The following is a 15,017-nucleotide window of genomic DNA, read 5'->3' as shown; positions in this document are numbered from 1 at the left end:
TTCTATGGAAAAACTCATTAATTGAATTATGAGTAAGGGTATCGATTCTTTGTTTTATCCCCTTATTTTGATGGAGTTAATTTCTATTCGGCGGTAGCTAATTCACCACTATTAGTAGAGTCATTACTGCCACGACGACGACGAGATGTTAAGCTATTAAATAACATTTTACCGATCGCCATAACCAAATTACCTTCTAATTCTTGGAACATTTTCATGTTCATACCAAAAGCCTCGTTAGCTTCTTGTACAATACGATCGGCAGTTTCTTGATCTACGGGTAAATCATTTAAGGCTTGACGATACATATTTTTGAAGGCTTTTTCATCAGTGATGGTTTCAAATTCATAAAAAGCAGTACCTTCTCCATCCAAATTCATGGCTTTTTCTGCAATATTTTTTAAGATTTGTCCGCCAGAAAGATCTCCTAAATAACGTGTATAGGAATGAGCGGCAAATAATTCAGGTGCAGTATTAGCAATTTCATGGATTCGATCGACGTAGGCTTGTCCATTAGGAGTAATAGAAATTTCATTTTTCCAGTTACTGCCATAATAGAATTGAAGGTCTTTTGCTAAACTGGACTCACGATTTAACTCCGGAAAATAGATTTTGCTAACAAGAGGATGATCTTTTAAACGCTCCATTTCTTCCTCCATGGCACCATAGACAAAATAAAGATTTGCCGCTAACTTACGATAAGAATTTTTCTCAACAACTCCTTTAAGGAAGCACTTAATAAATCCCATATTTTCAGCCATAGAATGGGATTTTTTTGTACCTTCTTTTAACATGGTGGCTAAATTAACACTCATTTTCTTTTATCCTTATTTATTTTCTGAGACTCTAGTTATAAAAATTTACAAAAACATTTTTCTTGTTAATTTTTCACCTTAAACTGAATTAAGCCCACTTTACATTAAGATTTTTTACATTTTTATCTTCGACGAATAACGCACATTAAGTTTTTTTTGTCAATAACTTTCTATTTAGGCAAAGGAATACTTCCCAAAATACCTTCTAATTGACTGTAAATTTCCATCAGACGATCGCCATTAATATGAAGTTCTGTGGTAGGATAGTTTTGTGCTACTTCCATAATGCTAATATTATTATCTTTTAAGGCAGATGTAATCACTGCACCTCTTAAGGATTCACGACTAGCTTTTTCACTGGGAGTTGTAACAACTTCGGAAAAAACATCTAAAACCACTCCTCCGAAGGGATTATTCAATATTTTTGATAGCATTACGCCATTAACAGGAATTTGACGACAAAGGGTATTTTTTACCTTCTCAGATGGTTGATTTGCTAATCGAAGAAAATGACTTAAATCCGAAGAAGTTTCTCCTGTTTCACAAAAAATAGTTAAATCTTCTACAGGAATAGACTGCCGTAACAAGCTATATTTCAAGATAATTGTGTCAGAGGCGATCGCACCTTTAAGGGGATTAAAGACAAAAGCGATTAAAATAGAGAGTGTTAAAGAATAACGAGTTAAAGAAAACATTTATTATAGTTAATCAGATAATTTTAAATCTACTTGACTAGACGTAAATTTTCAAAAAAAGTTCTAGGATAATTGATAGTTGATCATAAAAATTATAATTCCTAATTATTTAAGTATGAATAGTCCAAATTCTGCTATTATGCAGTCGATCGAAGAATTAAACTATCGAGTTACGATCGGAGATGTTGCCACTAAATCAGGATTAGATGTTAAAGTTGTGCAACAAGAATTATTAAATCTAGCATCAGATACCAACGGTAATTTACAAGTTGCAGAAACAGGAGATATCGCTTATTTATTTCCCTCTAATTTTCGTAGTATTTTAAGAAATAAATATTGGCAATTACGTTGGCAGAAATGGTTAGAAAAAGCATGGAAAATTATCTTTTATTTAATTAGAATATCCTTCGGAATTTTATTAGTTTCTTCTATTTTATTAATGCTTATTGCTATTGTGGTGATAGTAATAGCTGTTAATAGCAAAAATGATGATGATAATAACTCAAGTTCCAGAAATGGAGGAGGATTTTTGTTTTTTCCACGGTTTTGGTTTTCTCCTGATATTTTCTGGATATTTACCCCTAATTACCAACAAAGACGTTATCAAAGACAATTGAGTAATTCTAAAGAAAATGAGCTTAATTTTTTAGAATCAATTTATTCTTTTCTATTTGGTGACGGTAATCCTAATCCTAATTTAGAAGAAAAACGTTGGCGAGAAATAGCCACAGTAATCCAAAATAATAATGGTGCAATCATAGCAGAACAATTAGCACCTTATTTAGATAATATTAATATTTATAATGAAAGAGATGAAGGTTATATTTTACCAGCTTTAATTCGTTTTAATGGTTATCCAGAAGTGTCAGAAAAGGGTGAAATCATTTATTATTTTCCTGAGTTGCAAGTTAAGGCAGAAGTAAGAGGAAAAGTATCCGTTTCTCCTTATCTAAAAGAAAATCTTTGGCAATTTAGTCAAGCCAATAGTAGTCAAAAAATATTAGCGATCGGTTTAGGTATAATTAATATAGTATTAGCTCTAGTATTAGGCTCATTATTAACTCCAGAAGTAGCCCAAGAAATAGGAGGTTTAATTTTATTTGTTGACTTTCTTTATCCTCTATTATTAACTTACGGTATTAGTTATTTAACTATTCCCTTAATACGTTATTTTTGGCTAAAAAATCGTAATAATAAAGTTAATCAGAGAAACTATCAACGGGAAGAAAAAGCGAATTTACTTAAATCTAGCAAAGAATTAGAGTTAAAAATTAATTATGCACAACAATTTGCTAATCAGACAATTATTAGTGAAGAAAATCTCGCTTATTCTACAGAAAAAGATTTATTAGATCAACAACTAGAACAAAGAAATAAAATAGATGAAGAATGGCGTAAAAGATTAGGTAATAATTAAATTGATAAAAATACTATATTACTGAATTAAAATATGATTTGATTTATACATAAAGTGATTATTCAGCAACAACCTTATTTTAAGTTCTAATTGGTGACATCTCCTAACTTCCCACAAACTTAAAAAAACTTAACCTTATATTAACTTTCTGACAAAAAAAACAGTTCGATCGAGAAATCTTCCTATAATGTGTAGATAAACGAGTAAAAAGAAATAAAGAGCTAGACTTAAAATTTTCTTTATATTTCAGCAGTAACACCAAATTTTAGGAAGCAATCATGACTTATAGTTTAATACCAGAAAAACAGGGATTATATGATCCACAAAATGAACACGATGCCTGTGGTGTGGGTTTCGTGGTGCATAAATACGGGAAGAAATCCCATGATACAGTACAACAAGCCTTAACTATTTTAATCAATTTAGATCATCGGGGGGGCTGTGGTGCAGAGCCTAACACGGGCGATGGTGCGGGGATTTTAATGCAGTTACCCCATGAATTTATGAGCAAAGAAGCCGAGAAATTAGGTTTTGCTTTGCCTGAAGTGGGTAACTATGCAGTGGGTATGATTTTTACTTCCCCTAAAGAAGAGGTGAGATTAAAAGCGAGAGCGTTATTTGAGCAAGTTGTCGCTGAAGAAGGGCAAAAAGTCTTAGGTTGGCGTGATGTGCCTACAGATAACTCAGATTTAGGCAAAAGTGCGTTAATTTGTGAGCCTTATGTACAACAGGTTTTCATCGCTAAAAATCCTAATCTTAATGATAGTCTAGCTTTTGAACGCAAATTGTTTGTCATCAGAAAACGATCGCACGCAGTCATAAAAGCAAGTAATATTGATCTTTATTGGTATCCAGCCACCATTTCTAGCCGTACTATTGTTTATAAAGGAATGTTGCGCCCTGAGCAAGTAGGCAAATATTACCTCGATTTGAATAACCCTGAGTTGCAAACCGCTTTAGCTTTAGTCCACTCTCGTTTTAGTACAAACACATTTCCAAGTTGGGAAAGAGCGCACCCTTACCGCTACATCACCCATAACGGCGAAATTAATACTCTAAGGGGTAATACTAATTGGATGCACGCTCGTCAAGCCTTATTTGAATCGGAGTTATTTGGGGAAGATATGGCAAAAATCCAACCCATTATCAACATGGAAGGTAGTGATTCTCTTATCTTTGATAATGCCTTAGAAATGTTGGTATTAAGTGGGCGCTCGTTACCCCATGCGGTAATGATGATGATTCCTGAGCCTTGGAGTGGGCATGAGTCTATGAGTGCGCAGAAAAAAGCATTCTATCAATATCACTCTTGTTTAATTGAGCCTTGGGATGGCCCTGCTTCGATCGCATTTACCGATGGTAAGCAAATTGGCGCTATACTCGATCGTAACGGTTTACGTCCATCACGCTACATCGTCACCAAAGATGGATTAGTCATCATGGCATCAGAAGCCGGAGTATTGCCCATTGAGCCAGAAAGAGTAGAATCGAAAGGAAGGCTACAACCCGGACAAATGTTTTTAGTGGATATGGAGGCAGGGCGCATCGTTGCCGATGAGGAAGTGAAACAACCTATCATCACCCAAAAGCCTTACCAAAAATGGCTAGATGAACATTTATACACCTTAGATAAATTGCCCTCACCCTCAACCCCTACCCCTCTCCCACTAGGCGAGGGCGGTAATGATGATTTAATTCCCTTACAACAAGCCTTCGGTTATACCTTTGAAGACTTGCGGATGTTACTTGTACCTATGGCGCAAACTGGTGTGGAGTCAGTAGGTGCAATGGGTGTTGATACGCCTTTAGCTGTGTTAAGCGATAAGCCCAAACTTCTATACGACTATTTTAAACAACTTTTCGCCCAAGTAACCAATCCGCCGATCGACTCTATTAGAGAAGCAATCATTACCTCCGCCGAAACTACCATCGGTAGAGAAGGAAATTTACTGAATCCTCAGCCCGAAAGTTGCCATCTTATCGCCCTCAAAACTCCTGTCATCACTAATGAAGAATTGGTGAAACTGAAAAATTTAAACAGTGATGGTTTTAAAGCTCATACCGTTTCAATTCTATTTAACCCCAAAGATGGAGTAAAAGGCTTAGAAGATGCCTTAGAAGCGATTTTCAATCAAGTAGATAAAGCAATTAAAGAGGGATGCACCCACTTGATTTTAAGCGATCGAGGGGTGGACTTTAACAACGCACCCATACCAGCATTATTAGCAGTAGCAGGATTACATCATCATCTCATCCGTAACGGCACACGAACCCTTGTAGGCTTAATTTTAGAATCAGCAGAGCCAAAAGAAGTACATCATTTTGCCTTGTTGTTAGGCTATGGTTGCGGTGCAATCAATCCCTACCTCGCCTATGAAACCCTTAACCACATGATTGAAGATAAATCATTGACAGGGGTTGATTATGATACGGCTGTTTATAACTACATCAAATCCGTTACCAAAGGGGTGATCAAAATTGCCGCCAAGATTGGTATTTCCACCATCCAAAGTTATCGAGGCGCACAAATTTTCGAGGCTGTCGGCTTAAATCAGAGTATCATTGACAAATACTTTACTCGTACCGCTTCTCGTTTACAAGGTGTTGATTTAAAAGTCATCGCCCAGGAAACAATTATGCGTCATAGCCACGCTTTCCCTGAAAGACAAGTTAACGGGCATACCTTAGACGTTGGTGGTGAGTATCAATGGCGCAAAGATGGTGAATCTCACCTTTTCAATCCCCAAACTATCCACACCTTACAACAAGCAGTGCAACTGGGAGATTATCAACTCTTTAAGAAGTATTCTCAAATGATAAATGATCATGGTAAGCACTATTTCCGTCTTCGTGACTTATTGGAGTTTAAACAACGGGAGTCTATTCCTCTTGAAGAAGTTGAGCCGATCGAAAACATCATGAAGCGCTTTAAAACGGGGGCGATGAGTTACGGTTCGATTTCCAAAGAAGCTCACGAATCTTTAGCTATTGCCATGAATCGTATCGGCGGTAAATCCAACACAGGGGAAGGAGGAGAAGACCCAGAGCGCTATACTTGGACTAATGAAGAAGGAGACTCGAAAAATAGTGCCATCAAACAGGTAGCTAGTGGACGTTTTGGTGTTAATAGCTTATACCTCTCCCAAGCCAAAGAGATACAGATAAAAATGGCACAGGGTGCGAAACCGGGTGAAGGTGGACAATTACCTGGCAAAAAAGTTTATCCTTGGATTGCCAAAGTGCGTTATTCTACCCCCGGTGTCGGTTTAATTTCTCCTCCTCCTCACCATGACATTTACTCCATTGAGGATTTAGCGGAGTTAATCCATGACTTGAAAAACGCTAACCGTGACGCAAGAATTAATGTCAAATTAGTGTCTGAAGTGGGAGTAGGTACGATCGCATCTGGAGTTGCTAAGGCAAAAGCCGATGTAGTCTTAATCTCTGGATATGACGGAGGCACGGGGGCTTCTCCTCGCACATCTATTAAACACGCAGGACTACCGTGGGAATTAGGATTAGCAGAAACTCACCAAACCCTTTTATTAAATAACCTTCGCAGTCGCATCGTGGTAGAAACCGATGGACAAATGAAAACAGGGCGAGATGTGGTAGTAGCCGCCTTACTTGGTGCTGAAGAATTTGGTTTTGCCACTGCACCCCTCGTCACGTTAGGCTGTATCATGATGCGTGTGTGTCATCTCAATACCTGCCCTGTGGGTGTGGCTACCCAAAATCCTGATCTTCGTGCTAAATTTACAGGTGATCCTGCTTATACCGTCAATTTCATGAAGTTTATCGCTGAAGAAATGCGGGAAATTATGGCAGAATTAGGCTTCCGCACAGTGGATGAGATGATAGGGCGTACTGATGTATTAGAACCTAAAGGTGCGATCGATCATTGGAAAGCTAAAGGTATTGATATATCTCCGATCCTTTATCAGCCTGAAGTTGATCCTAGTGTTGGGCGTTATTGTACCATTAAACAAGATCATGGTTTAGATCAATCCCTCGATATAACCACTTTACTGGATTTATGTAAAGGTGCGATCGAAAATGGAGACAAAGTTAAAGCGACTTTACCCATTAAAAACATTAACCGTGTGGTTGGTACAATTTTAGGTAACGAGATTACTAAAAAACATTGGGAAGGCTTACCCGAAGATACCGTGCATTTGCATTTTATCGGTAGTGCAGGGCAAAGTTTAGGGGCATTTGTTCCCAAAGGAGTCACCCTCGAATTAGAAGGAGATGCTAACGACTATATCGGTAAAGGCTTAAGCGGTGGTAAAATCATCGTCTATCCTGACAAAAAATCTACCTTCCCTGCCGAAGATAATATCATCGTGGGTAACGTAGCCCTTTACGGTGCAACCAGTGGCGAAGCCTATATTTCAGGTATTGCAGGTGAGCGTTTCTGTGTCCGTAACTCTGGTGTAACGGCGATCGTTGAGGGAGTAGGCGATCATGGTTGCGAATATATGACAGGAGGACGAGTTGTAATTCTTGGCTCAACAGGGCGTAACTTTGCCGCTGGTATGAGTGGAGGAGTTGCCTATATCCTCGATGAAAAGGGCGATTTTGCTTCCCATTGCAATACGGAAATGGTAGGTTTAGAAACCCTTGACGATGCCTCAGAAATTGCCGAATTGAAACAATTAATAACTAAACATTCCGAATTTACTAATAGTAAAAAAGCCCAAAAAATTCTTACTAATTGGGAAGAAAATATTGGTAAATTTGTTAAGGTAATGCCAAGAGATTATAAACGAGTTTTACAGGCGCTAAAAAGTGCGATCGACTCTGGTTTAACAGGGGATGAAGCCTTAAACGCAGCCTTTGAAGCCAACGCCCAAGATGTTGCCAGAGTCGGAGGAAGTTAAGGTTTTTCTCACGCAAAGACGCAAAGTCGCAAAGAGTTAAACAAAGTAGGGTGGGCAATGCCCACCTTTTTGATATGATTTTAATTAATATTATATGAACATAAATGAAATTAAATACAGAGATCAAGTAATTCGTACTTACATAAAAAATCGTAATTGGGATAAAAATGATGAATTTTTATTAAAACAAAAATTATTACTAAATAGTGACCAATTACTGCCTAAATATCCTTTTGTCGTTGAAGATGAATGGGAAGTAGAATCTGGAAGATCAGATTCTGGTTTAGGAGATTTAATTTTTACCGATGGCAATGGCAATTTCGCTGTTGTTGAAATTAAATATAGCAATTCTTATATTTATGAGGTACTCCAGAGCAGAGTCAAACCCATTGCTATTAAGAAATAGGTGTACCTTACTATTTAGATAAACGCTATAGATAACTTAAACAAAGGTGAATCCATCAAAGACCCATCTCACTTATAACGTTTAACTAAAAGCGTTTCAAATTTAGACATATTGTCTATTGAAACAACTCATCAAAAACACTCAAAATCTGCAATTTTGTCAAAATTGAGATAATTGAGATAACAGTATAATTCATCTTTGAAAGATCGATTTTCTCGGAGACAATTATTAGTCATGCAAAGTTTCTAATTCATCGGAAATTAAATCTTGAAAATTTTTATTACAATGACTATCTAAATAAATAGAAGATACTAATAATTCTGATAAAATTTTACCGTTTTGTCGATCGCTCAATTCTGAAATTTCTAGTTGATTAATTAAAGAAATGACTGTTTGACATTCTTCCTTTAACTCAATAATTAAATGGTTTAAGGTTGAGCTTTTGATATGTTTTTTTTTTCAGTTAGTTGCATTATTTTTTCCCCAATCTTTTTAATGCTTGTTCAATTCCCTTCTCAAAGGCTTTGACTTCCTTTTGCTAATGTTTCATTAATCCTTGATCTGGATAATCTTTCTTTAATTCTAATCTAATTTTTTCTTGATGTTCGTTAATTCGAGTTTGTAAAGATAAAATTGCTTTTTTAAAGTGACTTTTTCCCATAACTAAAAATAATGGTGGGCATTGCCCACCCTACAATTATACTGGTATTCCTAAAATGTCTTCGATTTTCGGCATATCTTCTAAAGCAATTACTCGCCCTTCATCTTCAAAATTATCAATTTCATTGAAGTTTAAGTAACGGTATAATTCGCCCTTAAAAGGATCGATTTTTTCAGATACGATCGACATATACTCCTCTACAGTGGGAATTTTGCCCAATAAAGCACAAACGGCGGCTAACTCAGCACTACCGAGATACACTCTTGCACCTTTACCCATACGGTTATTAAAATTACGGGTAGAAGTAGAAAATACAGTTGCATTATCTTCCACACGCGCTTGATTCCCCATACACAGAGAACACCCCGGCATTTCAGTTCTTGCACCCGAAGCGACAAAAACATCGTAAACCCCTTCATTGCGTAACTGTGATTCATCCATGCGAGTCGGAGGACATACCCATAAACGCCCTTTAACAGTACCTGCACCCTCAAGGATTTTCGCCGCCGCACGATAATGTCCGATATTTGTCATACAAGAACCGATAAACACTTCGTCAACTTTATCACCTGCACACTCGCTCATAAGTTTAACATTATCAGGATCATTGGGAGCCGCGACGATCGGCTCTTTAATTTCACTCAAGTTGACGGTGATAATATCTGCATATTCGGCATTTTCATCCGCAGACATGAGAGAAGGATTCGCTAACCATTCTTCCATCTTGGCAATACGGCGTAATAAAGTACGAGCATCTTGATAACCCCGTGCAATCATATTCTTCATTAAGCTAACATTCGATCGCAAATATTCCGCTACCGTTTCCTCACTGAGTTTAATTGTACTACCAGAACAAGAACGCTCTGCCGTAGCGTCGGTTAACTCGAAAGCCTGTTCAACTTTTAAGTCGGGTAAGCCTTCCATTTCCATGATACGCCCATTAAAGACGTTAATTTTATCCCCCTTACCATAGGTTAATTTGCCTTCCTGCATTGCTACCCAAGGGATAGCGTTAACGATGTCTCGTAAAGTCACACCTGGTTGCAATTCTCCCGTGAATTTGACTAACACCGACTCAGGCATATCTAAAGGCATAGCTCCTAAAGCTGCCGCAAATGCCACTAAACCTGAACCTGCGGGGAAAGAAATACCAAGGGGAAAACGGGTATGGGAATCGCCCCCAGTGCCGACAGTATCAGGCAATAACATACGGTTTAACCACGAGTGAATGATACCATCCCCCGGACGTAAAGCAACTCCTCCTCTGTTTGAGAAGAAATCTGGTAATTCTTTGTGGGTTTTGATGTCAACGGGTTTGGGATAGGCGGCGGTATGACAGAAGGTTTGTAAGGTTAAGTCAGCATTGAAACCTAAACAAGCCAATTCTTTTAATTCATCACGAGTCATTGGTCCTGTGGTATCCTGAGAGCCAACAGTAGTCATAATCGGTTCGCAGGAAGTGCTGGGGCTGATTCCTTCTACACCACAGGCTTTACCCACCATTTTTTGAGCCAAAGTAAACCCTTTACCAGTATCAGCAGGAGCAATAGGTCTTACAAATAAGTTACTAGATTCTAATCCTAATGCTTGACGGGTTTTATCGGTTAAAGCCCTGCCAATTAATAAGGGAATACGTCCTCCTGCTCTCACTTCGTCTAAAATGGTTTCAGGCTTGAGGGTAAAGGTGGTAATGGTTTCGCCCTTTTCGTTGGTGATTTTGCCCTCATAGGGGTAAATGGTGATGACATCCCCAGTGTTGAGCTTGTTGACATCGCACTCGATGGGTAACGCCCCAGAATCTTCAGCAGTGTTGAAGAAGATAGGTGCAATCTTGCCTCCTAATACATAACCGCCCCCCTTCTTATTGGGTACAAAAGGAATTTCATTACCAATGTGCCATAATACGGAATTGATTGCAGACTTACGAGAAGAACCTGTTCCCACTACGTCACCGACATAAGCCACAGGGTGTCCTTTTTCTTTTAATTTGGCGATCGTTTCTAACCCGTCTGGCATTCTCGACTCTAACATTGCGAGGGCGTGTAGGGGAATATCCGGGCGAGTGGTGGCATGGGGGGCAGGAGATAAGTCATCGGTGTTGGTTTCTCCCGACACTTTAAACACCGTCACGGTAATGGATTCAGGTACTTTGGGCTTACTGATAAACCATGCACCATTTGCCCATGCGTCAATTACTTGTTTAGCGTAGGGGTTAATATCCGATAATTCTAATACATCGTTAAAGGCATCAAAAACTAAAAGGGTTTTGCTTAATGCGTTAGCGGCTTCGAGGGCAACATTGCTATCTTTGGATTTTAATAAGCTGATGAGAGATTGTACGTTGTAACCACCCATCATTGTACCTAAAAGGCTGACAGCACCTTGAGGGGAGATTATAGGAGAGGTTAATTCACCTTTTGCCACTGCTGTTAAAAATCCTGCTTTAACGTAGGATGCTTCATCGACTCCGGGGGGGATTCTGTCACGGAGTAACATCATTAATTCTTCTTTTAATCCCTCAGAGGGATTCTGCAACATTTCGCACAGATGGGATGTTTGTTCGGCGTTAAGGGGTAAGGGGGGAATGCCCAATTTGGCTCTTTCTTCTGCGTGTTGATGATATGTTTCTAACCAAGTCATAGTATTTATGCTTATATTTGTTACAATAATTTACTATTTTAAGCATATCAAGGTCATGAATTGGGGTTTTGTATCAACTCTATCAGGAAGATTAAAGTTTTTGAGAGAAATTAGGCGTTGCTGAATTAAGGTATGATTTTAAGATAAAGCGAGCAAATTTATTAGAAATCAAAAAATGATCAAATGCCCCGAGTGCAGTTCTATGCACATTAACAAAAATGGAATGAAAAGAGGAAAGCAAAATCATCTTTGTGTTGATTGTGGTAGACAGTTTATTAATCCACAACCATGGAATTGTTATTTTTATGTAACTGATGGTTGGAAGGTATATCCTAATTTTATCCCAGAGGGGGACCAAATCATCAGTAAAACTTATATGACAAGGGTTGAAGGAGAAAATACGAGATTGAGGCACTATCTAGCCAGATTACAGGGAAAAACCCTTTGCTATTCCAAGTCTGTCGAAATGCTGAAATATTCAATCTCACTTTTTGATTCATTATTTTAAATTCCAAGATATTCCCATACCTTATCGAGGTGAGGTGCGATCGTGCAGTGCCGCCAAAGGCGATCGCTTTATCTAACAATCATACCTTAATTCAGCAATGCCCTTTTTTTATTTCTATCGGTTCAGAATTTTCATTAGTATAAATAAAAGACTTAATAGATTTAACAAAATTATTTTCACTATAAATATCAGCATACTTTATTGACTGTTCACGCACCTTTGATCTTTTTTTTGTTCTTCTATTACTTGCTGTATCTCCACTATTTAATTTATCAATATATAGCATTTTTTTAAATTATGAGGTACATTTTTTCTATTGCCTCTTGCCTTTCAACGACAATTTTGTACCTCACCAAAATGAGAATTGCTATAAACAATCAGATTTACTTTTAGTATTTATTGAACTTAAAGGTAATGATGTAGCAAAAGCAATTACGCAACTAATTGATAGTATAAATTATATTAAACAGCAATGTTCTTCTATAACCTCTTACCAAATAAATTGTATTATTTGTTGTACTAGGTGTCCTTTAAACTCTACACAAGTTCAAAATGAACAAAAAAAATTCAAGACAAAATACAAAGCTAATTTGAAAATTCGTTCTGGTGAAATGGAATATTCAATTTAGAGAATATCGCTTTTTGTGGGGAGTTAGGAGTGCGATCAAACTTTAGGTGGAGTTAGGTGTGCGATCGCTTTTTAGATATAGTTTCATGAGATACGATCGAACAGCACCACTTCGTGACCGAGATTTACAAGAGTTAATTTCCGATTAATTAGAATAAATAAATTACTAGAATATGCTATTTTATTAAGACAAAATGTATTGTAAGTGACTTTTTTTTGATTAATATGGTTAATAAACAAAATTTTACTGAACTTAAAACTAAATATAATATTTCCCAAGAAAACAATAATACCTATTTATATTTCATTTTAAATAAAGCTGAAATAGATATAAATTTATTAAACAATACTGATTGGAACTACTTGAAAGAAAATGATCCTAAAATCTATGAATTACTAAAGGAAAAAAAAGATACTAAAGACAAAAATATAGAAAATTTAGCAAAGGAATTATTTACTCCTGTTTATAATAAGTTTAGTTTTTTATTCAGTATAACTCCTAGTGAGATTTTAGAATATAAACATAAATTCAGTATAGAATATGCGATAAAAACATTTAAAAATATTCTATCCTCTATTTTACTAAAACTTGACTCAGGAAGTGAATTGAAACAAACAGAAATCGATTATCTAAAATCAAATAGATTAGATGAAAGTAAGTTTATTAAAGTATTAGATTTTCTCAAACTTAAAAAACAATATAAGGTGCTCGAATATTTTAATATTTCACCTAATGATCCTTTATATAGTATTTTGAAAAAATTAGAGAGTGATATACAATTAACGGATAAGAATCTTAAATTTCTAAAACAAAATAATCTTATTTATGTGTTAAAAACTTATGAGTTACAACTGAAAAAACGAGAGGAAAAATTTATTAAACTTAAGGAAAAATATCAGGCTATTTCTTCTTCAGAAAATTCTCTCAATAGTATTTTATACCAAATGTTAAATAATCTTGAAAGTGGTCAATTATTAAAAACTCATGAACTTAATTGGTTAACATCAAATAATCTTAATGATACAATAATTATTGCTGATTTTGTAGCCTTGAAATTTAAGTATAAAGCCACAGAAATTGAAGATTTATCCCCATCAAGTAATTTATATAAAGTTCTCAAAAAAATTCATTTAAATATTCCTTTACCTGAGAATGATCTTAATTTTTTGAAAAAGAGAAAATTAACAGAAACTATTAATATTGCAATGGAAAATTACACTAATTTTCTGATTAATAAAATAGGAATAGGAGAAGAATTAAATCAAAGTGAATTGAAGTGGATTGAAAAAAATCAGAGAAATGATGTGATAAAATTAGGCAAAACTAAATACTTTACCAAGTTAAAAACTCAATATGAAATTCAAAGTTTCACTGACAATTCTCCAGAAAGTCAATTATATTTTATTCTCCAAAAACTGGCTCAAAATCAACGTTTAGATGCTGTAGATATAGCTTATTTACAAGATAAAAATTTATTTTATTCTGATAGTAAAATTTATATTTGTTTTAATACGATTGAAGCTGAATTTTATGAAGCAGATTATCAAAAAACTGGTAATAAATGGAATCTTCCTAATATTAGTAGTCATTGGCGTAAAGCTGATGAGCCTAAAAAGGCTTTAAATGCTACTGAAAATATTAACTTTGATAAAATAAAAGAAAATAAATTAAAATCAGCTATTCTTACTACTAGAGGCGGTGCATTTCGGGATCTTAATCAATTAGATGATGCAGAAAAATGTGCGAGAAAAGCGATCGAATATCAACCTAATAGTCATCATCCTTATACTTTAATGGGAGCTATTTGTTTTGATCGTTATGATCGTTATGAAGGAGAAAGATGGTTTAGAGAAGCTGAAAAACGGGGAGCTTCTCATGAGTCTATTAATGCTGAAATTAAGAAATCTTTAGAAAGAATGAAAAACAAAGAAAAGAGGATACAAATAGCTAAAGATTTACTTAAAAAAGATGCTAAACTTTATGGTTGGGCTAATAAGTATTTAACTAAAAATAGTCAGAATAAAAAGTAGTTAAACGTTAAAATTGATTGTACGATCGCTTTTTAAATATCATCTTCAGTGAATCCCGTATTTTTAAGAATATCTTTTAAAATACCAAAGCACAGGAAACATCATTTTTTTGCCAAACAATAACTTTGATATTCATTGTCTTTTTTCCTTACAGATTTATTTTTAGGATACCAGAAACTTAGTTTTCTTACGAAATGCGATCGAACCTTAAATCAACACCCTTAAATCACTAAAAGCTGGTTTTCATCTTATCTATATTTTGATACTTACAAGTTTCACTTAGTGCTAATATTTTATCATTTTTTTAGGTACATCGAAATCTACCCCACAAAG

Annotated in this window: 9 protein-coding genes and 1 pseudogene; 5 read left to right on the top strand and 5 right to left on the bottom strand. The window is 35.8% G+C overall.

Going from position 1 to position 15,017, the window contains the following annotated elements:
* Positions 1-83: 83 nt before the first annotated feature.
* Together GM3709_RS16175 and GM3709_RS16170 are read right to left on the bottom strand one after the other, a co-directional pair.
* A complete protein-coding gene (locus GM3709_RS16175) occupies positions 84-815 on the bottom strand; it encodes a heme oxygenase (biliverdin-producing) (protein ID WP_066121203.1) in 732 nt (243 codons plus the stop codon).
* A 170-nt stretch (positions 816-985) separates the two neighbouring features.
* Positions 986-1,510: an alpha/beta hydrolase gene (locus GM3709_RS16170; RefSeq protein ID WP_066121201.1), complete on the bottom strand. Its 525-nt coding sequence runs from the start codon at positions 1,508-1,510 to the stop codon at positions 986-988.
* A 115-nt stretch (positions 1,511-1,625) separates the two neighbouring features.
* Here GM3709_RS16170 and GM3709_RS16165 point away from each other — a divergent pair, with 115 nt between their 5' ends.
* The 3 genes from GM3709_RS16165 (at position 1,626) to GM3709_RS16155 (ending at position 8,216) form a co-directional block, all read left to right on the top strand.
* Complete coding sequence (locus tag GM3709_RS16165) at positions 1,626-2,927, top strand: hypothetical protein (protein WP_066121199.1); 1,302 nt, start codon at positions 1,626-1,628, stop codon at positions 2,925-2,927.
* 278 nt (positions 2,928-3,205) lie between these two features.
* Positions 3,206-7,810: a glutamate synthase large subunit gene (gltB, locus tag GM3709_RS16160; protein WP_066121197.1), complete on the top strand. Its 4,605-nt coding sequence runs from the start codon at positions 3,206-3,208 to the stop codon at positions 7,808-7,810.
* A 94-nt stretch (positions 7,811-7,904) separates the two neighbouring features.
* Complete coding sequence (locus tag GM3709_RS16155) at positions 7,905-8,216, top strand: hypothetical protein (RefSeq protein ID WP_066121195.1); 312 nt, start codon at positions 7,905-7,907, stop codon at positions 8,214-8,216.
* A 228-nt stretch (positions 8,217-8,444) separates the two neighbouring features.
* On the opposite strand, the gene GM3709_RS21730 is transcribed toward GM3709_RS16155, so the two are convergent.
* The 3 genes from GM3709_RS21730 to acnB form a co-directional block, all read right to left on the bottom strand.
* Positions 8,445-8,570 carry a hypothetical protein gene (locus GM3709_RS21730; RefSeq protein ID WP_255359670.1) on the bottom strand — a complete coding sequence of 42 codons (126 nt, stop codon included), beginning with the start codon at positions 8,568-8,570 and terminating at the stop codon, positions 8,445-8,447.
* Between the two features lie 184 nt (positions 8,571-8,754).
* Positions 8,755-8,877, bottom strand: a complete 123-nt coding sequence (locus tag GM3709_RS21725) for a hypothetical protein (RefSeq protein WP_255359669.1) — start codon at positions 8,875-8,877, stop codon at positions 8,755-8,757.
* Positions 8,878-8,913: 36 nt separating this feature from the next.
* Positions 8,914-11,517, bottom strand: coding sequence for a bifunctional aconitate hydratase 2/2-methylisocitrate dehydratase (gene acnB / locus GM3709_RS16145; RefSeq protein WP_066121191.1), 2,604 nt, complete (start codon positions 11,515-11,517; stop codon positions 8,914-8,916).
* A 178-nt stretch (positions 11,518-11,695) separates the two neighbouring features.
* On the opposite strand from acnB, the pseudogene GM3709_RS16140 reads away from it, so the two are divergent.
* Positions 11,696-12,101, top strand: a pseudogene (locus tag GM3709_RS16140) (IS1 family transposase).
* A 777-nt stretch (positions 12,102-12,878) separates the two neighbouring features.
* Complete coding sequence (locus tag GM3709_RS16125; protein WP_066121186.1) at positions 12,879-14,684, top strand: M48 family metallopeptidase; 1,806 nt, start codon at positions 12,879-12,881, stop codon at positions 14,682-14,684.
* The last annotated feature ends 333 nt before the right edge of the window (positions 14,685-15,017 follow it).

This window comes from Geminocystis sp. NIES-3709, from assembly GCF_001548115.1.
GTDB lineage: Bacteria > Cyanobacteriota > Cyanobacteriia > Cyanobacteriales > Cyanobacteriaceae > Geminocystis.
The sequence above is the reverse complement of the archived record's forward strand: the minus strand, read 5'-3'. Positions and strand labels throughout refer to the sequence as shown.